At 64.2% G+C, this 19,091-nt stretch carries 18 protein-coding genes and 1 other RNA gene; 4 read left to right on the top strand and 15 right to left on the bottom strand.

What is annotated here, in order from left to right:
* Window positions 1–351 precede the first annotated feature (351 nt).
* Complete coding sequence (locus tag ACW2Q0_RS24710) at window positions 352–1,656, bottom strand: serine hydrolase domain-containing protein (RefSeq protein WP_457193289.1); 1,305 nt, start codon at window positions 1,654–1,656, stop codon at window positions 352–354.
* Window positions 1,657–1,727: 71 nt separating this feature from the next.
* On the bottom strand, window positions 1,728–2,003 hold the full coding sequence (locus ACW2Q0_RS24705) for a hypothetical protein (protein WP_457193288.1): 276 nt from the start codon (window positions 2,001–2,003) through the stop codon (window positions 1,728–1,730).
* 114 nt (window positions 2,004–2,117) lie between these two features.
* On the opposite strand from ACW2Q0_RS24705, the gene ACW2Q0_RS24700 reads away from it, so the two are divergent.
* The gene (locus ACW2Q0_RS24700; RefSeq protein ID WP_457193287.1) at window positions 2,118–2,552 is read left to right on the top strand and encodes a hypothetical protein; all 435 of its coding nucleotides are present in this window, start codon (window positions 2,118–2,120) and stop codon (window positions 2,550–2,552) included.
* A 114-nt stretch (window positions 2,553–2,666) separates the two neighbouring features.
* Here ACW2Q0_RS24700 and ssrA read toward each other — a convergent pair.
* The 9 genes from ssrA to prfB form a co-directional block, all read right to left on the bottom strand.
* Window positions 2,667–3,037, bottom strand: a transfer-messenger RNA (tmRNA) gene (gene ssrA, locus ACW2Q0_RS24695).
* 197 nt (window positions 3,038–3,234) lie between these two features.
* Window positions 3,235–4,074: an EamA family transporter gene (locus ACW2Q0_RS24690; RefSeq protein WP_457193343.1), complete on the bottom strand. Its 840-nt coding sequence runs from the start codon at window positions 4,072–4,074 to the stop codon at window positions 3,235–3,237.
* Between the two features lie 20 nt (window positions 4,075–4,094).
* Complete coding sequence (gene smpB / locus ACW2Q0_RS24685) at window positions 4,095–4,568, bottom strand: SsrA-binding protein SmpB (RefSeq protein ID WP_364508176.1); 474 nt, start codon at window positions 4,566–4,568, stop codon at window positions 4,095–4,097.
* 51 nt (window positions 4,569–4,619) lie between these two features.
* Window positions 4,620–4,871, bottom strand: coding sequence for a hypothetical protein (locus ACW2Q0_RS24680; protein WP_457193286.1), 252 nt, complete (start codon window positions 4,869–4,871; stop codon window positions 4,620–4,622).
* A 114-nt stretch (window positions 4,872–4,985) separates the two neighbouring features.
* Window positions 4,986–6,872, bottom strand: coding sequence for a DNA helicase RecQ (gene recQ / locus ACW2Q0_RS24675; RefSeq protein ID WP_457193285.1), 1,887 nt, complete (start codon window positions 6,870–6,872; stop codon window positions 4,986–4,988).
* Between the two features lie 190 nt (window positions 6,873–7,062).
* Window positions 7,063–7,968, bottom strand: a complete 906-nt coding sequence (gene ftsX / locus ACW2Q0_RS24670; RefSeq protein WP_457193284.1) for a permease-like cell division protein FtsX — start codon at window positions 7,966–7,968, stop codon at window positions 7,063–7,065.
* Window positions 7,968–8,648 (bottom strand): cell division ATP-binding protein FtsE, encoded by a 681-nt coding sequence (gene ftsE / locus ACW2Q0_RS24665; RefSeq protein ID WP_457193283.1) that lies wholly within the window; start codon window positions 8,646–8,648, stop codon window positions 7,968–7,970. Before ftsE ends, ftsX begins: the two co-directional genes overlap by 1 nt.
* A gap of 236 nt (window positions 8,649–8,884) precedes the next feature.
* Window positions 8,885–9,742, bottom strand: coding sequence for a mechanosensitive ion channel family protein (locus ACW2Q0_RS24660; protein WP_457193282.1), 858 nt, complete (start codon window positions 9,740–9,742; stop codon window positions 8,885–8,887).
* Window positions 9,743–10,858, bottom strand: coding sequence for a peptide chain release factor 2 (prfB, locus tag ACW2Q0_RS24655; protein ID WP_457193281.1), 1,116 nt, complete (start codon window positions 10,856–10,858; stop codon window positions 9,743–9,745). It lies immediately after the preceding gene.
* A 271-nt stretch (window positions 10,859–11,129) separates the two neighbouring features.
* Between prfB and hisN the strand changes: the two genes are divergently transcribed.
* The 3 genes from hisN to ACW2Q0_RS24640 all read left to right on the top strand — a co-directional run bounded on the left by hisN (window position 11,130) and on the right by ACW2Q0_RS24640 (window position 15,328).
* Entirely contained in the window at window positions 11,130–11,912 is a 783-nt protein-coding gene (gene hisN, locus ACW2Q0_RS24650; protein WP_457193280.1) for a histidinol-phosphatase, read from the top strand.
* A 770-nt stretch (window positions 11,913–12,682) separates the two neighbouring features.
* On the top strand, window positions 12,683–14,077 hold the full coding sequence (locus ACW2Q0_RS24645; RefSeq protein WP_457193279.1) for an acyl-CoA dehydrogenase family protein: 1,395 nt from the start codon (window positions 12,683–12,685) through the stop codon (window positions 14,075–14,077).
* Window positions 14,078–14,107: 30 nt separating this feature from the next.
* On the top strand, window positions 14,108–15,328 hold the full coding sequence (locus tag ACW2Q0_RS24640; RefSeq protein WP_457193278.1) for an acyl-CoA dehydrogenase family protein: 1,221 nt from the start codon (window positions 14,108–14,110) through the stop codon (window positions 15,326–15,328).
* Between the two features lie 93 nt (window positions 15,329–15,421).
* Here ACW2Q0_RS24640 and ACW2Q0_RS24635 read toward each other — a convergent pair whose 3' ends face one another.
* From ACW2Q0_RS24635 to ACW2Q0_RS24620, 4 genes are read right to left on the bottom strand one after another with little or no spacing between them, the layout of a single operon-like run.
* Window positions 15,422–16,687 (bottom strand): tyrosine-type recombinase/integrase, encoded by a 1,266-nt coding sequence (locus ACW2Q0_RS24635; RefSeq protein ID WP_457193277.1) that lies wholly within the window; start codon window positions 16,685–16,687, stop codon window positions 15,422–15,424.
* Complete coding sequence (locus ACW2Q0_RS24630; RefSeq protein ID WP_457193276.1) at window positions 16,687–16,872, bottom strand: helix-turn-helix domain-containing protein; 186 nt, start codon at window positions 16,870–16,872, stop codon at window positions 16,687–16,689. Before ACW2Q0_RS24630 ends, ACW2Q0_RS24635 begins: the two co-directional genes overlap by 1 nt.
* Window positions 16,873–16,884: 12 nt before the next feature.
* On the bottom strand, window positions 16,885–18,672 hold the full coding sequence (locus ACW2Q0_RS24625) for a replication initiator (RefSeq protein WP_457193275.1): 1,788 nt from the start codon (window positions 18,670–18,672) through the stop codon (window positions 16,885–16,887).
* The gene (locus ACW2Q0_RS24620; RefSeq protein ID WP_457193274.1) at window positions 18,669–19,076 is read right to left on the bottom strand and encodes a hypothetical protein; all 408 of its coding nucleotides are present in this window, start codon (window positions 19,074–19,076) and stop codon (window positions 18,669–18,671) included. The genes ACW2Q0_RS24625 and ACW2Q0_RS24620 overlap by 4 nt, the downstream gene beginning before the upstream one ends.
* Window positions 19,077–19,091: the final 15 nt, after the last annotated feature.

Here is a 19,091-nt window from a genome sequence, read left to right as displayed (position 1 = left end):
CAGAACGTCGACTCCGCAGCCCGATACGGCAGGCTTACCGCCGTCCTTGTACTGCTGCGCGGCCCCTTCGCGGTCCGCGTTGACCTGGACCGGCCGCTTCGGATCGCTGAGGTCAGGGTGCGCGCATCGCCGGCCCGGCTCGCCATGGCACCCGGTCTTGCCCGCCGATGCGATCTTCCAGCCTACGGGGTTGAATACCAACGGCTTTCGCGTACCGCGGCGGTTCCGGGGATGGGTCGATGATGCGGCACGTAACTCTCCCGCGACACAACCCGAGCACCACTGTCAGCCGGATCGGACCGCCGCCCGCGATGAATACATCGATCTCATCCATCCGACATCACCTTCATGTCATCGACCGGGGGCGGTCGTCTGGGTGGTGCTCGTCGGACTTGCGCCGGTGCTCGCCGCGGCCGGGTCCTTCCCCGGCAGGGCATTGGCGCCGTAGAAGGTCGGCAGCATGCCTTTGACCAATACCAGGGCCGACCCCTCACTCGACGGAACCGTCGCGAGGTTCGTGGCGACCACGATCGTGAGGTCCGACGCCGGGTCGTGTCCCATGAAGGTCATGAATCCCGGGAGCTGACCGTCGTGTCCGATGAGGTGCGTACCGAATCGCACAATGCCGAGACCGTATCCGGCTTGGTCCGGATCGGCCGGATCGATCGGCTGAATGCTGTCCAGCCGAATCTTCTGCATCGTCGCATCGAGCAGGCCACCGCCGACGAGCGCCTTCACATACGTCGCCATATCGTCGGCCGTCGAGATCGCACCACCCGCGGTCCACGCCCAGGACACATTGATGTTTGTCTGGTTACTCGGTTTCAGGGTGCCCGCAACGGCGTCGGCTTGTTCCGCAGGGGCAAGTGCGTACGTGTCGATCGTGGAGACATTGGTGCCGAAGGCATAGCCCTGGGGATGTGGATCCGGTATCGAGGAGTCCGTGGGCGCAGGCAGTGATGTGTGCTCGAGGCCGAGTGGTTCGAAGATGTGCTTCTGAAAGCTCTCGGCCGCCGTCATTTTCGTGAGCTTTTCGATGACCAGGCCGAGCAGGATGAAGTTGGTATTGCTGTACTCGAACTTCTCGCCGGGTTGGAAGTTCACCGGATGCGCGAACGCGATGGCCAGCAATTCCTCCGGCGCCCATACCTTCTGCGGTTCGTTGTCGAGCGCGGCATTGAACCGCGGGTCGAAGGTGTAACTGTATAGCCCGCTGCGCATTTCGTTCAGCTGAGCGATCGTGATCCGATCACCGTTCGGCACGCCGGGCCAATACTTGTCGATGGGGTCGTCGAGCGAGAGCTTTCCATCCTGCGCCAACCGCAGGATGACCGTCGACGTCATCGTCTTCGTATTACTGCCGATGCGAAAGTAATCGTCGACCTTCATCGGCTCGCTCGAGTCGATGGCTCGGGTACCGAACGCCGCAGCCCAATTGCCTTGCTCAGGCGATTTGACGACCACGACGGCGCCCGGAATGACATTGTCCTTCATCAGCGTGGTTATCACCGGCCTGAGAGCGGCGGCGTACGCGGGCTCGGCTCCCTGCGCGGTCGATTGCGCGGAAGTTCCACTGGAGTCCGTCGACGTTCCACAGCCCGCAACAATCAACAACGCGGCCGCAACGCACGCGGCGATACCTGTCCTGTGCCCCATAACGCTCCGTTCGAGGTTTGCTGAAATGTGGCTGTGTAGCGCGCTGCAACACTAACTCCGCGCGACACGATTCAGGGCGTGAATGCCGGGCAACCGTCAGCTCGAACCGCGGGCAGGTCGTAGCAGTAGTCCACCCAGTAGGCGATGAACCGGTCCTCGTCGACGCCGAGCGGCGACTGCGAATAAGTCCACTGCGTGTGTTTGTCATCGAATACGGCGCCGATCATGACGACCGCTGACGCCTCGGAATCCCGCGACGGATGGCTGGTCCGGGCCGCCCATCTGGTCGTGAACTGCACGGCGGCGCGGTGCGCGGCGTCGATGAGATGCACCGGACCGTTGACCACTGGACTTCGGGGTTTTCGGCGCGGCCTGCATCGATATGATCCGGGTCTCAGGTACCGTGCGACGCCTATGCCGGGCCATGCGGGGCTCGGTCGGCACAGCGAAAGGCGGGCATGATGGGCGGACTCTCGCGCGGCGCGGCCGGTGTGGCGCTGGCGGCGGCGTGTCTGGCAGTACCTACAACCTTGGCACCCCAAGCGAATGCGACCGTCGCCCCGACGTTGTCGGTGACGATGACCGGCTTGTCACTCGGCGCGAACAGTATCGCGGCGGTCGGCTGTGGGCGGACTGCACAGGCGACGGTGTTGCGGCCCGATGGCACACCGGTGGATCGCGGCGTCGTCGAATTCACGAGTCGCCTACCCGGCCTCGGCGGGAACATCGTCGGGACCGTGCCGGTCTCCAACGGCACCGCGAACATCCTCTGGATTCCGGATATCGCGGGCCAGCACGTCGTCAGCGCCGTCTACTACGACGGCCTCCCCGACTACCAACCGGCGGCCGGATACACCAACGTCACCGCAGTGAACCTCGGCGGCATCTGCATATAGGTCAGAGGATCCACCGAAACGACAAGCCCCGGTCCGGTTTCCGACTATCACCCAGCGCGGCCGGGACCTACCCCGAAATACCGAAGAGCCCGGCCATCCGGCCGGGCTCTTCGTGAGTGGAGCTGCCGGGAATCGAACCCGGGTCCTCCGCCGCGTCTTCAGGGCTTCTCCGTGTGCAGTTCGCTAGGTCTCTGCTCGGATCTCCGGGTCTCGCGAACAAGCTCGGATGACGATCCCAGTCGCTGTTGGATGTCCCGTCCGGCTCCGCGACCGAGTCGGACGGTAATTCCCTCTAGCTGATGCCAGTACCCGGGTCGAGGGACGAACCCGGACTGACAGAGACGCCTGCTACTTAGGCAGCGAGGGCGTACTCGCGCTGATTGGAATCGGCGCTTAATTGGTTGCAACGACGCTTACGGTGGTCTCTTGCCTGCACCGACACGCTTCCCCTAAATCAACGTACGCAGTCGAAACCGTTCAGCCCCGCACGCCCCGACACCTTGTCGGGCTAGTTATGTTAACACTCGGCCACGCCGGGTTCATTCCATTTATCCCCACACCTGACTTCAGTGGGCTGACCTGCGGGAAAACAGTGTCGGACGCATCACGCCACGATGTCACTGCCGCATATCCAGCCGCACCATTCGCTCTGTATACCGCGAACGAAACCCGAGCCAACCGATCAGGCCGCCGCGATCAACCCGACCGAGGCGAGCGCCAACACCATCCCAGCCCGCTGCTGCCGACCGACCCGCTCACCGAGCAAGACCATCGCCAGCAGGACGGTCGCGGCGGGGTACAGCGAGCCGATCACGCTGACCAGCGAGAGCAGCGAACCGTGGAAGGCGTAGAGCAGTGCGGCATTGGCCGTGGTGTCCAGCACCGCGATATAGGTCGCCAACCGCAGCGGTTCACCGCGCAGCGGCCGGAACTCTCCCGCCGACAACGCGATCAGCCAGATCATCGGACTCGCCGTGCCACGTTGGGCCAGCAGCGGCCAGACCCCGGCGCTCGCGTTGGTTTCGTGCAGGAAGACGAAGGCGATTCCGAAGGCCGCGCCCGAGCCGATGGTGAGCAACGCGACCTTCCTGGTGAAGCGCAGCTCACGCCCGCCGGTGATCTCCTCGGTGATGTCATCGGGCGACTCGCGACTTACCAGGTACACCGCGCCGAGTGCGAACACGATGCCGGCGATGGCGAGCGGACCGGGGCGCTCGCCGAGCACCAGACCGACCAGCACCGGAATGCCGGCTACCAGCAGGGCCGTCAACGGCGACACGACCGCCATCGGGCCGCTGGCCAGCGCGGCATAGAACCACCACACCGCGAAGCCGCCCGCCACACCGGCCGCCAGCCCCCACAGCATCGATGCGGTGTCCGGGGTGCCACCTATCAGCGGTATCAGCATAAGGACGAACAGCGCCGACATCGGATAGGAGACGACCACAACACGCAGGGCCGTGACCCGCCGCGACGCAACACCACCGAAGAAATCACTCACGCCGTAGCCGACCGCCGCCACCAGCGCCAGTAGCACAGCGGTCAACGCATGCCTTTGATCCGCCGCCCCAATTCTCGGGTGACCTCGCGCTCGGCGGTGCGCCTGGCCATATCCTGTCGCTTGTCGTAGTCCTGCTTACCTTTGGCGAGCGCGAGTTCGACCTTGACCTTGCCGTCGGAGAAGTACATCGACAGCGGCACCAGGGTCTGGTTGCCCTCGCGCGATTTGCCGACCAGTCGCTCGATCTCACGCTTGTGCAGCAACAGCTTGCGCACCCGGCGTGGTGAATGGTTGGTCCAGGTGCCGTGGCTGAACTCGGGAATGTGCAGACCCCGCAGCCACACCTCACCGTTGTCGACGGTCGCGAAGGCGTCCACCAACGAGGCCTTACCCTCGCGCAGACTCTTGACCTCGGTACCGACCAGCGCGATCCCGGCCTCGTAGATGTCCAGGATGGTGTAGTTGTGCCGCGCCCGGCGGTTGGTCGCGATGACCTTGCGCCCCTTCTCCTTCATAACGGTCAACTCTAAGTGACTCGGCAACCGGTTTATTCCGGGCCTGTTCCGCTAGCCACCCGGACGGACCATGAGATACAGCATGAGCACCGCGATGAAGGCCGCGACCAGCAAGACCGTGGTTATGCGCGGCACGCCGCGCCGAAGCGGCGGTGACGGCCTGCGGCGCAACCAGACGGATTCCACCGCGGGGTCGTGGGTGCCGCGCCGATACGGCAACGGATCGCCAGGATCCGTGGACGGCGGTCCGCCCAGATCGGGCCCGTCGTCGGTGGGGCCATCACCGGAATGCATATCGTGCACGGTAGCCGCCGAACCGATTCTGCGCCGGGCAATTTTGTTGCGATTCAGGCAATTCGGCGTGTGAAGGCTGCGGTAGCCGCGCCCGCAGCCCACGCAGCCCGAGCAGGCTGTCGTTCAGCCTTCTTCTGACTCGCCGGCCAGCACGGCGAGTACTCCCTCGCCGTACTTGGCCAATTTGTTCTCACCGACACCGCCGACCGTTCCGAGTTCGGACAGGCTCGCGGGCTTGCGTGCGGTGATCTCCCGAAGCGTCGCGTCGTGGAATACGACGTAGGCGGGTACACCCTGTTGTTTGGCCGTCGCGGCCCGCCATTCCCGCAGCTTCTCGAAGACCGGCACGTCCACGTGAGCCAGATCGGCCGCCGGGGACTTGCCCTTGGCCGCCTTGGGTGTCCTGGCCGGTTTGACCGCACGCTCCGGTTCGCGGCGCAACAGCACTTCCCGGCCGTCGAACAACACCTCGTTGCTGGCCTCGGTGAGGATGAGCACGCCGTAGTCGCCGTGCACGGCGAGCAAACCTTGTGCGAGCAATTGCCTTATGACACCGCGCCATTCGACATCACGCAGATCGGTGCCGATGCCGAAGACCTTCAGCTCGTGGTGATCATGTTGCAGCACTTTGGGATTCGACTTACCGAGCAGAATATCGACGATATGGCCGGCGCCGAAACTCTGCCCGCGTTCGCGTTTGAGCCGCAGGACCGTGGAGAGCACCTTCTGTGCGGGCACCGTGCCGTCCCAGGATTGCGGTGCGGTCAGGCAGGTGTCGCAGTTGCCGCACGGCTGCCCGGACTGTCCGAAGTAGGCAAGTAGCTGAGTTCGCCTGCAGGACACCGTTTCACACAGCGCGAGCATCGCGTCGAGATGCAGTTGCAATTGCCTGCGGTGGGTGGCGTCGCCGTCGGAGGAGTCGATCATTTTGCGTTGCTGGACCACATCGGCGAGTCCGTAGACCATCCACGCGGTCGACGGCAGGCCGTCGCGGCCCGCTCGCCCCGTCTCCTGGTAGTAGCCTTCCACGGACTTGGGCAGATCGAGGTGAGCGACGAAGCGGACGTCGGGCTTATCGATACCCATGCCGAAGGCGATGGTCGCGACCACGACGAGGCCGTCCTCGCGCAGGAACCGTGCCTGGTTGGCGGCCCGGGTACGCGGATCCAGGCCCGCGTGATACGGCACCGCCTCGACGCCGTTCTCGGTGAGGAAGGCCGCGGTCTTCTCCACGGAATTGCGCGATAGGCAGTAGACGATGCCCGCGTCCCCGGCGTACTCGGTCTTGATGAATTCCAGTAACTGCCGATCCGGTCGGTTCTTGGGTTCGATCCGGTACTGGATATTGGGCCGGTCGAAACTGGCGACGAAACGTCGCGCCGCGCCGAGATCGAGGCGCTCGATGATCTCGTCGCGGGTCTTCGCCGTCGCGGTCGCGGTAAGCGCGATGCGCGGCACCTGCGGCCAGCGCTCGTGCAGCATCGACAGAGCCAGATAATCGGGCCGGAAATCGTGGCCCCACTGGGATACACAGTGCGCCTCGTCGATGGCGAACAGCGCCACCTCGCCGCGATCCAGCAAAGCCACCGTCGACTCCAGGCGTAGCCGCTCGGGCGCGAGATACAGCAGATCCAACTCCCCCGCGACGAACTGTGCCTCGACCATCCGCCGCTCATCCGGGAATTGCGTCGAGTTCAGGAATCCGGCGCGCACGCCGAGCGCGCTGAGCGCGTCCACCTGATCCTGCATCAATGCGATCAGCGGCGACACCACCACGCCGACGCCCGGTCGCACCAATGCGGGCACCTGATAGCACAGCGACTTACCACCACCGGTGGGCATGAGCACCAGCGCGTCCCCGCCGCCGACCACATGCTCGACGATCTCGCGCTGATCACCGCGGAAGCTGTCGTAGCCGAACACCCGGCGTAGAACCTCTTGCGCCGCACCGGATTCGGCAACCGGGGCGCCGACGGTCGATACGGCCGCGAAAGCATCGGGGGATTCCACGCGGCCCATCCTACGAGCGCGGTCGGACAACGGAACCCCTACATCGGCGCGGCCACCCGTGACCCGCGAGGTTGCCCACATGTGGATGACAAATTTCGATCATCGCGCGGCGGGGTCCTCGCATACCCACTGACGACCTCGCACAAGCCACATACAGCATGTGCGAGGTCGTCATATGGTTCGCGGCACGTCAGTCGCGCACGTAGTAGCGCAATGTGCCGTAGGCCGTGATCGCGGCGAACACGATGCCGAGCGGTGCGATGGTCAAGGACACCAGCGCGATGTCCTCACCGGTGAGGTGCGGGAAGACATTGCTGTTGAACAGCGCGCCGAGCCCACGATTCACCACCAGCGGTTGCGCGAGGAACAACCCGACAACCGCCAGAATCGACCCCGCCAGCGCCGCGACCACCGCTTCCAAGAGGAATGGCAGCTGCGTGTACCAGCGCGTCGCGCCGACCATCCGCATGATGCCGACCTCCTCGCGTCGGCTGAACGCCGCGATCTGCACCATATTCGCGATCAGCAGCAGCGCGGCCAATGCCTGCAATGCCGCCAATCCGAATGCCGCATTCCGCAGACCGTCGAACACCCCGACCAGCCGGTCCACAGTGTCCTTGTCGTTGAGTACGCTCTGGATCCCGTCCTTGCCGTTGAACGTCTCGTAGATCCGCGGGTACTGATCGGCATCGGTCATCTTCACGCGCAAGGACGCGGGCAGCCGGGTGTCCTTGATCATGTCCAGCATTTCGGGCTGATCCTTGAAGGTCACCTCGGTGGCTTCCTTCATCGCCTCGTCGCTGTTGACGAACTGGACCGAGACCACGCCGTCGGTCTTCTTCAGATCCGACATCAGCTGCTGACACGGATTCTGCGAACAGTCCTGATCGGTGGCCGAAACCAGGTCGGTGAGGTATAGCCGGATCTCGACCCGATCCATGAAGTAGTTCTGGGTTTTGTCCGCGATCCGCAGTGCGAGCAGACCGCCGCCGAGCATGGTCAGCGATACCGCGGTAGTCAGGATCATCGCGATCGTCATCGTGACGTTGCGACGCAGACCGGTGAGGACCTCGTTGAGCAGGAATCCGGCGCGCATTATCGACCCACCCCGTAGACACCGATCGCGTCGTCGCGGATCAGCCGACCTCGATCCAACTCCACCACCCGTTTACGCATCGCGTCGACGATGTGATTGTCGTGTGTGGCCATGACCACAGTGGTACCGATGCGGTTGATCCGCTCCAGCAGCAACATGATGTCGCCGCTGGTATCGGGATCGAGATTGCCGGTCGGCTCATCGGCGAGCAGGACCAGCGGACGGTTCACGAACGCCCTCGCGATCGCCACGCGCTGCTGCTCACCACCGGACAATTCGTGCGGGAACCGATCGGCCTTGCCGCCGAGCCCGACCATATCCAGCACCTCGGGCACGGTCCGGTCGATGAACTGGCGCCGCTTGCCGATCACCTCCAGCGCGAATGCGACATTCTGCGCGACGGTCTTCTGCTGTAGCAGCCGGAAGTCCTGGAAGACGCAACCCATGCGCTGACGCAACTTCGGCACCTTCCGCCCGGGGAGCCGGTCGACCCGAAAGTCGGCGACCCGGATCTCGCCCGCGGTCGGGGCCTCCTCTTTCAGCAACAGTCGCATGAAGGTCGACTTGCCCGAACCGGACGGGCCGATGATGAAGACGAATTCGCCCTTGCCGACATCGACGGTGATGTTGTCCAGCGCGGGTCGCGTCGAGGTCTGATACGACTTGGTCACGTTCCGCATAGCGATCACGGTTGGCCAGTGTAACCAGCAGTCGTCGTGTGGCCAGTGACTACATCAGGGTCGACCGACGGATCAAGCGACCCACAAGCAATCGCTAATGGTCGGGCGTAGCCGTATTCACCACTGCGGGAACGATGTTGAGTTTCTCCGGCGATGTCACAGTCGGTTGATCGGGCTTGACGAACAGATATAGCACGAAAGTGGCGATCCATGATGCCATCAGAATCGCCGTGGATCTACGTGGTCTCACTGATTCCCTCCCGGCGCAATGCCGCGGCGACTCGCACCCGCAACTCGCGACCGACCTCGAACTGCTTACCCGGCAATGTGCGAGCAACCATACGAATATTCATCTGGTCCACTGTCAGATCTTCGACGCCCATCACAGTCGGCTCGTCGAGCAGCAGCGGCTTCAACCCGCGGTCTTCGTACGCCTTTGTACCGACCTCGTGCAGGATCTCGTTGATCCTCGTGATATCGACGCTGGCCGCGACCGGAACGTCGATTGCGGCGCGCGCCCAATCCTTCGACAGATTCGTTACTTTGACGATCTGGCCGTTGGGCACGGTGATCACCTCACCGTCGGCATTGCGCAGTGTGGTGATCCGCAGCGTGACGTCCTCGACGGTACCCTCGGCCTGCTCCGCGGATCCAGTGACCGCGATGCGAACCACATCACCAAAACCGTACTGCCGCTCGGTGATAAGGAAAAATCCGGCAAGGATGTCCTGCACGATCCGCTGGGCGCCGAAACCGAGTGCGGCACCCAGCACCGCCGCCGGCGCGACCAGACCGGTGACCGCGAAACCCAGCCGCCGCAGCACTTCCATGCCGACCAGGACAGAGACGACGGTCAGCACCACCCAGGTAACCACCTGCGCCAGCGCGTGCCGATGTTTGGCCGCCTCGGAACGCACCAGTGCGTCGCTGCTGCGGAATCCGGCGTCGATCCTGCGGGTGATCCGATCCCGGACGTAGGTCGCGAAACGGCTGAACAGCACCGCGCCGAGGATCAGCAGGACGATCTCTAGACCGGCGGACCGCAGCCAGGTGGTGAAGTCGGAGGACGTGGAGAAAGCCTGGGGTACATCCAACTAGCTCGCCTGCTCTCGCATCCGCCAACGAATTCCGGATTCGATGAAACCATCGATATCGCCGTCGAGCACGGCGGTCGGATTATTGACCTCGTAGTTGGTGCGCAGATCCTTGACCATCTGGTAGGGATGCAGCACGTAGGAGCGCATCTGGTTACCCCAGGACGCACCTTCGTTGGTCTTGAGCGCATCCATCTCCGCGCGCTCCTCCTGCCGCTTGCGCTCGAGCAGCTTCGCCTGCAACACCCGCATCGCCGAAATCTTGTTCTGCAGCTGGGATTTTTCGTTCTGACAGGTCACGACGATGCCGGTGGGGATGTGTGTGAGGCGCACCGCGGAGTCGGTGGTGTTGACACTCTGGCCGCCGGGACCCGACGAACGGTAGACGTCGACGCGGACCTCGCCCTCGGGAATTTCGATGTGGTCGGTGGTCTCGACCACCGGTAGCACCTCGACCTCGGCGAAGGAGGTCTGGCGGCGGCCCTGGTTGTCGAACGGACTGATCCGGACCAGCCGGTGCGTGCCCATTTCCACCGAAAGGGTGCCGTAGGCGTACGGCGATTTCACCGCGAAGGTCGCGCTCTTGATGCCCGCCTCTTCGGCGTAGGAGGTGTCATAGACCTCGACGGCGTACTTGTGCCGGTCCGCCCAGCGGATGTACATCCGCATCAGCATTTCGGCCCAGTCGGCGGCGTCCACACCACCCGCACCGGAGCGGATATTGACCAGCGCCTCACGCTTGTCGTACTCGCCGGCGAGCAGGGTGCGGACCTCCATGGCCTCGACATCGCTGTGCAGCGTGGCCCGCTCGGCATCGGCGTCGGCAAGTGCGGACACCCTGGCCTCGCCCTCTTCCTCCTCGGCCAATTCGTACAGCACGGACAGGTCGTCGAGGCGCTGACGCAGTTCCTCGACCCGGCGCAACTCGCTCTGGGCATGCGACAGTTCACTGGTGACCTGCTGCGCGTGCTCCTGGTTGTTCCACAGCTCGGGATCGGCGGCCTGGTGCTCGAGTTCATCGATCCGTCGACGCAACTCCTCGACATCGAGGACCGACTCGACGGTCTTGAGCGTGGCGTCGAGTTCGGCGAGGTCAGCGGAGACATCAGGATGCACGATGGTCAAGACTACTGGGCGCCGCGAAGACGGTGAAATACGCGTGCCGACCTCAGCCGAGACAGCGCGCAGCCCGGCCCGGCCGACCCGGCCCGACCCGCCACGGCCGCCCAGCCCATGCTCGACCAACTGCGCCGGAGGGCCAGCGCCCTCACAGCCGACCCATAACTCGTGCCTGCCTCGCAGGTAAGAAGGCTATGCGAGGTGGGTACTGCTTGTGCGGCATCGGGGATGGGTCCGGTGGGACGGGGATGGACGATAGGGTTCGGGGGTGGCTGATTACTCCTCCGATCTCGAACTTGCGCTGCGGTTGGCCGATGCGGCCGATGGGATTACCCGGGCACGGTTCGGGGCGTTGGATCTGCGGGTCGACGCCAAGCCGGATCTGACGCCGGTCTCGGATGCGGATCTGGCGGTGGAGAAGGCGATACGCCAGGTCCTCGAGCAGGAGCGTCCCGCGGATTCGGTGCTCGGTGAGGAGTTCGGCGGCGACGTCGAGTTCACCGGGCGGCAGTGGGTGATCGATCCGATCGATGGCACCAAGAACTTCGTGCGACGGGTGCCGATCTGGGCGACCTTGATCGCGCTACTCGAGGACGGCGTTCCGGTAGTCGGCGTGGTGAGTGCGCCCGCGTTGGCGCGACGGTGGTGGGCAGCGGCCGGTTCCGGTGCCTGGGCCAGCGTCGATTCCGTGAGGGCGAAACCGATTTCGGTCTCCGCGGTCGGTGATCTCGGCTCGGCCAGCCTCGCCTTCTCCAGCCTGTCGGGTTGGCGCGAACGCGGTCTGCGCGAGAAATTCCTCGACCTGACCGATGCCGTGTGGCGAGTCCGCGGCTACGGCGACTTCTTCAGCTACTGCCTGCTCGCCGAGGGCGCCGTCGATATCGCCACCGAACCCGAAGTCTCCCTCTGGGACCTGGCTGCCCTAGACATCCTCGTCCGCGAAGCCGGCGGCCGCTTCACGTCTCTCACCGGCATCCCCGGCCCCCACGACGGCGACGCCATAGCCACCAACTCCCTACTCCACGACACCGTCCTCACCCACCTGAACTGAGTCTCGAGAATGTACTGACGACGGTAACCATCGCGAATGGCCCCAGCCCTCAGTGCTTCTCAGTCGCCGACTCCGCGGCCGTCTTGCCATGCGGCACAACCTAACTCTCGCGCTGGAATGTTGCCCGGGACGGACAGACCGCCCCGGGCGACTCGACTCACGGAACGAAAAACGTCGCGATCATATTGAGGACCCCGGAGACGAGCTGATCGACAACGCGAAGAAACATGACATCTCCTTACTGGTACGGGTGGTGTTCAGCATCTGGAAAACCACGGCCGAGCACTGTGGACGGCACTCTTGTAGAAGGGCGTCGATCGGTCTTCGTTGCCGTCGGGCGCGTGGATGGGCTTCAATTTCCAATACCTGGGCCCCGTACCCGTCGCCGAGTTCGCGTGCCATCAACCCCGTGAAATAACGACGAATGTTGCTGCCGCGATCGATGGGAGCCGCAGTAGCAGTATCGAGTCGGCATCGATTGCCGACATCGTGCGGGCCGGTAGCGGAGTTGATAAAGGCTGATCCGGGTAGCCGCGATCCTGCCGCGAGAAGTACAGCTCGTCCCGGTGATAGCCGTAGCGCGTGGCGAATGCGGCGAATAGCAGAGCGATGACGGACCGCTGTCGTCCCGCGATTGTGGGCACTTTCCAGCCTGACTTGGTTCGGCGGCGGATACTGCACCTCGACGCACTTCTTACTCTGAAGTAATATTGTCTTACTCAAGAGTAAGATAACTGGGAAAAGACCTCACCGACCCCCCGAGAAACCAGGTGATGATGAGCACTCGAGACAGCGCAACGAAGCGACGTCCAGACACGTCCGCGGTCGGCCTGAACCACCCCAAGCGGGACTGGATGGGCGCGGCAATGCGGGTGATGACGACCCTTACCGGGTCGGAGCTCGCCGAGAAGTACAACCTGCGCAAGCCGATCGAGCGGGTCACCTACGAAGGCACCAAGACCGGTTTCCGCACCCTCGGCGCCGCTACGCGCGCATTCGGCAAGGTCGCCGGCGGCGGTGCGCCGAAACGCTTGGCGGACAACGAGTCCAAGAACAAGGGCTACTTCGACCTGACCCCGAGCGACGAGCAGCAGATGATCGTCGAGACGGTGCGGGAATTCGCCGCCGAGATCCTGCGCCCGGCCGCCTATGCGGCCGATAACTCCGCCCGGGCCCCGCGCGACCTGCTCGAGCGAGCCGCCGAACTCGGCATCACCCTGATCAATGTGCCCGAGGAGCTGGAAGGCGCGGCCGCCGAGCGCGGCGCGGTCACCAACTCACTGGTCGCCGAGGCGCTCGCGCACGGTGATATGGGTCTGGCCCTGCCGATTCTGGCGCCCAGCGGTGTCGCCGTCGCCCTGTCCCAGTGGGGTACCGACGCGCAGCAGCAGACCTACCTGCCCGCCTTCACCGGCGAGAACGTGCCGCAGGCCGCGGTCGTGATCAGCGAGCCGCGCGCCCTGTTCGACCCGTTCGCCCTGCAGACCAAGGCAGCCCGCTCCCCGAGCGGCTACCGCCTCAACGGCGTGAAGAGCCTGGTACCGGCCGCCGGTGACGCCGAGCTATTCATCATCGCCGCCGAACTCGACGGCCGCCCCGCCATGTTCATCGTGCCTTCCGACAGCCAGGGTCTGGTCGTGGAGGCCGATCCGAGCATGGGTCTGCGCGCCGCCGGCCTGGGTCGCCTGCTGCTCAACGATGTCGCGGTCGGCACGGACGCCATCCTCGGCGACGGCGATGCCATCACCCGCGCGCAGGAGTACGCCGACGCGGTGCGTCTGGCCCGCCTGGGCTGGGCCTCGCTGGCCATCGGTACCGGACAGGCCGTGCTGGATTACGTGATTCCGTATGTGAACCAGCGCGAAGCATTCGGCGAGCCGATCTCGCATCGCCAGGCGGTCGCGTTCATGGTCGCGAATATGGCGATCGAACTGGATGGCCTGCGGCTGGTGACCCTGCGGGGTGCCTCACGCGCAGAGCAGGGACTTTCCTACGCCCGCGAGGCGGCGCTGGCCCGCAAGCTCGCCACCGACAAGGGTATGCAGATCGGCCTGGACGGCGTGCAACTGCTCGGCGGCCACGGCTTCACCAAGGAACACCCGGTCGAGCGCTGGTACCGCGATCTGCGGGTCATCGGCGTCGCTGAAGGTGTCGTGCTCATCTGATCGGCTGGTTCGTTACTTCCAGGAGATACCATGATCAATCTCGAACTCCCCAAGAAGCTGCGGGCCAGCGCCAACCAGGCCCATCAGGTCGCCCAGGAAATCTTCCGGCCGATCTCGCGCAAGTACGACCTCGGTGAACACGAGTACCCGGTCGAGCTGGACACCATGGCCGCCATGGTCGAGGGTCTGGCCGATTCCGGCACCCAGAAGATCGGCGGCGCAGCCGGCGGCCGTTCCGACGCGGACGAGCACGCCACCGAACTGCTCGGAAACTCCAACGGCGGCAATATGTCCGCGCTGCTGAACGCGCTGGAGACCTCATGGGGCGACGTCGGCCTGATGCTGTCGATCCCGTACCAGGGTCTGGGCAATGCGGCTATCGCGGCCGTCGCCACCGACGAGCAGCTCAAGCGCTTCGGCAAGGTGTGGGCCTCGATGGCCATCACCGAACCGTCCTTCGGCTCCGACTCGGCCGCGGTCACCACCACCGCCGTACTCGACGGCGACGAGTGGGTGCTCAATGGCGAGAAGATCTTCGTGACCGCTGGTCAGCGCTCCACCCACATCGTGGTGTGGGCCTCGGTGGATCGCAGCCTGGGCCGCGCGGCGATCAAGTCGTTCGTCGTGCCGCGCGACGCTCCCGGACTTTCGGTGGCCCGGCTCGAGCACAAGCTCGGCATCAAGGCCTCCGATACCGCCGTACTGCTGTTGCAGGACTGTCGGATTCCGAAGGACAACATCCTCGGCAGCCCAGAAGTCAATGTGGAGAAGGGTTTTGCCGGGGTCATGCAGACCTTCGACAACACCCGTCCCCTCGTCGCCGCGATGGCAGTCGGTGTCGCGCGAGCGGCACTGGAGGAGTTGCGCGCCATCCTGAAGGATGCGGGCATCGAACCGTCCTACGACATCCCGGCCAACAACCAGCCCGCGGCCGCCGCCGAATTCCTCCGGATGGAGGCCGATTACGAGGCCGCATACCTGTTGTCGCTGCGTGCCGCGTGGATGGCCGACAACAAGAAGCCGAACTCCTTGGAAGCCTCGATGTCCAAGGCCAAGGCGGGGCGCGCGGGGACCGATATCACCCTCAAGGCCGTCGAACTCGCGGGCACCATCGGCTACTCCCAGCGCACACTGCTCGAAAAGTGGGGCCGCGACTCCAAGATTCTCGACATCTTCGAAGGCACCCAGCAGATCCAGCAGCTCATCGTCGCCCGCCGCATCCTCGGCAAGACCTCGGCGGAGCTCAAATGAGCTGGTAGACAACAGAAATCCGGTGCGAGTCGACTTGCTGACTCGCACCGGATTCTCGTTTCCGGATACCCGACGATTCGGGTTCACGATCACTCAGGCCGCTTCCAGGCCGTTGGAGGGGGGAAGCTCCCAGATGTGGGCCGACTCGTCAACGGCCTGGCGAGCGCGTTCGTGGCTGGACGACAACAGGTGCGTGTAAACCCGAAGCGTGAAACCTGGATCCTCGTGGCCGAGGTAGTCAGCGAGCTCTTTGACCGAGACACCACGCGAGAGCAGTTTCGAAGCGTAGAGGTGACGCAAGCCCGAGTGCATCCCGTCCGCACGGTTCACGTACTCGAGGTCTGCCTTGCCGAACGCAGGTTTCCACACGATCTTGTTGAACAGGTCACCACTCATCGACTCTCCCCTGCTGTTGGTGATTAGCAGGGGCACTGTCACCAGATCGCCATCAGCAGAGCCCCACGGCAGTGTCACGTTCTGAGCCGGGAACTTCTTCAGGTGATCATCAATCGCTTCGAGCAGCGCGGCAGACAGCGGCACGTAGCGTGTCTTCTCCCGCTTCGGGAGCGCGAGCATCAGAACGCCCTTGACGAATTTCACCTGACGCTGAACATGCACCGTCATGGCCTCCCGGTCGATATCGGCAGGCGAAAGCCCCAAAAGCTCACCTTGCCGCAGACCCAGACCAACCCCGATCGGCACCACGACGGAGTACCGCTCATCGACCCTGACGAGACCAGAACGCACAGACGACACTCGATTGTCCTGCCAGACAACTACTTTCGGGCTTTTACGCACCGGGCGACGGACCGTCTTCGCATGGCAAGGATTGGTCCTGATCAGCCGGTCATCAACCGCAGTGTCAAGGACGCCGACGACGATGTCGAACAGCACCGCCTTATAGTTGTCGGAATACTTCTTCTCTTCGAGCTTGCTCACCCAGTCGCGAACGGTTGACGGCAGAACTCGCCCCAACGGCAAGTGACCGAACTCCGGGTAGATACGCGAATCGAGCCGACTCCGCAGCGTTTCACGGGTCGCAGGATCGGCCGACTGTGCTCGGAACCAACTCTCAGCCTGTTGGCGAAAGGTCTTTTGGGTCGCTTTCGGGTCGATGTATTTGCCCTCGCGCTTGTCGGATTCGACCTCGATCAGGAAATCCTCAGCGCGTCCCTTCTGCTTGTCAGGGAACGACTTTCCACGTTCAACCCCGTCCGGGTCCTTGTAACGGGCTCGATAGCGCATCCCCCGCCCAAACAGTTCGGTCTTCTCCATGACCGGCTTACCCCGACTGTTGACGATCACGTCACCGTTCTCGTCCTTCTTCGGCCGCCACCAGCGGTCATCAACGTGGCCCATCAGGCGGCCTCATCTATATCGGCCCATGCACGCAGGCGAACGGGGTTGTAGCGCAAGTGTCGACCGACCTTGCGCACCGGAGGCCCTTCACCCTGCCATTTCCATTGGTAGAGCGTCTTTACTGGGATACCGAGGTAGTAGGCGGCTTCCTCGACCGTCCACATGCGGTCGGCGGGCAGTTCCATCGTTGTCCCTCCCTATGCTGCTGCGGATTGCTGAACGGTCGAAAGGTCTTGCGGTTTACCGGTTCCTGGGTTTTCTCCTGGGGGTCCTTCGGTTATGGCGAGGCGGGCGTTGGTGTATTGGGCGCGTTGGTTGATCCGGGCAGCCACCAACGCCATGACCAGATGCGAACGAGGTGGTGCGTCCTTGTCGCCAGGCCCGACCGGTGTGATCCGCAGGTGTGAGGTATCGGGGGTGAGGATGCCCACACGGGCAAGCTCCTGGCGGACGAACTCGAGGCGATCGGCCTTGTGGTCGGGGATCGTTTTGCCCGACCATTTGCCCGAGTTCAGGCAGCGTCGACCGGGCAGGCCGAGGGTGTCACGGCGGTGGGCGTTGCCCTTGCACTTGCCGGGTTGGGTTTTCTCGTTGGCGCCCTTGGGGACGATGCCGTAACGCAGCCACACCGCGCATTTCTCCGAGCACGGAGTCTGTTGCAACTCCGCGTGCAACCGGTCGTAGTGCACCGCGACGCGGGTCGAGTCCGTCTCGAGGACTTCCCCGATCGACTTCGTGAGGTACTTGGTCAGATAGCGGACCTTGGTGTGCATTTCCTCACTGCCGCCGAGGATCTGCACCGCCTTGGACTGGCCACCGAACTTCAGTGTGTGCGCTGGTTCGAGGTCGTCCACGGTGTCCATCACCGCCAGCGCGTCATCCCAATAGGTCAACGGTTTGCGGGTACGGGGGTCCACGAACGTCCCGGCCGAATAGTCCCAGACGGGCATGTTGGTGTCGGTGTAGACGGGGGTGTCGAAGTGTGGCCACCAGATGTTGCGGAAGGTTGCCGCGGTGACCTGATACAGCAACTTCGACGGAATCGAACCCCGGATAGCGATGTGCAGGTGTGGGGCACCGCGTTTCTGTGGTTCGACCGATGCCCAGTACTGGACGTTCCAGCCGACCGCGCGACGTAGGTTCTGCATCCACCGGTCGAACAGGCGGGCCAGGTGGATGGTGTCGCGGGCTTGGCGGGTGTAGTCGTAGCTCTCGGGGTCGCGCGGGGAACCGTCGGAGACCATCTTCCCGGTTTCGGGGTCGCGGACGCGGTTGATCGTCCCGTAGGTGTCCAGGGTGAGGGTGAAGAACGTCGAGGGCCGGTACTTGCCGTTGGCGTAGGCGGCGCCCACGGTGAGTGCCTTGTTGACCTTCTGGCGTGGCAGGTCGGGCAGGTCGTCACGGCGACGGGTGGACTTGGCTTTGCGACGGGGTTTCTCATCCAGAGCGGGCAGACGGCCCCGCACACCGAGTTCCCGCAGCTCGACATCGAGGTCGGCCACCAACGCTTTGATCGCGTCCGCCAGTTCGTGATCACCGGTACGGCGAGCGTCATGGTAGTCGGTGAAAAGGATTGCGCGACTACCCAATACGTCTTGCTGTGCTTCGGTGACCACGGTTTCGGGGTCGACGGGTTCGTGTTCGGCGCACCACCCTTCGCGCAGCTGAGTCATGCGCAGGTACCGGTTGGCTTTCGCGCACGCTGGGCACGTCGAGGCATTCGTGGATTTGCAGGGGGCGCCGACGTAGGAGGTGCGGGAGGTGATCGGGTCGAAGGCCCGCATGGGGACGACGCGGGCGCACACGCCTTCTTTCTCGGCAGCCGCTTCGGCGATATCGGTGATGTCGGGCATCGCGCGTCGCTCGGCGGCGGTCACCCGGTTGGGGGCGACACCGGCGATGGGGGCGGTGTGCTGGGTGGATGGCCCGGAGGCCGGAGCGGGGGTGGTGTCCCCGGTCCGGCCTCCGTCGATCATGTCGGTCATGCCACGTCCTTCAACTCATCCGGTAGGGCGACAGCTGTGGGTGAGAGTTGTTGGTAGAGAACGATTTCCACTGTTCCGGGGCCGACGATCGCGGCGTCACACCCCGGGACACCGAAGACCTCGGCGAGGCGGATGGTGCGGTTTTCGTAGTCGGCGGGGCAATGCCCGTGCAGCATCCGGACCCGAACCCGGTCGGTGGTGTCGCCGATGCGGACCGACAGCAGACGCGGAACACGAGTGACGCCGTCGGCGGTGGTGAGGGCGAGGCGAGCGGCGGTCATGCGGCGGGTCCAACGCAGCCGGTAGCGGAACCAGCCCAGGTAGCGGGCGCGGAGCGGGGCGCCGATCCACCGCCGGAAGGTGCGCGGGCTCCGGAACCGCCACAGCAGCATTCCCGCGACCATCGCATAACCTGCGAA

This window comes from Nocardia citri, from assembly GCF_054065835.1.
The sequence above is the reverse complement of the archived record's forward strand: the minus strand, read 5'-3'. Positions and strand labels throughout refer to the sequence as shown.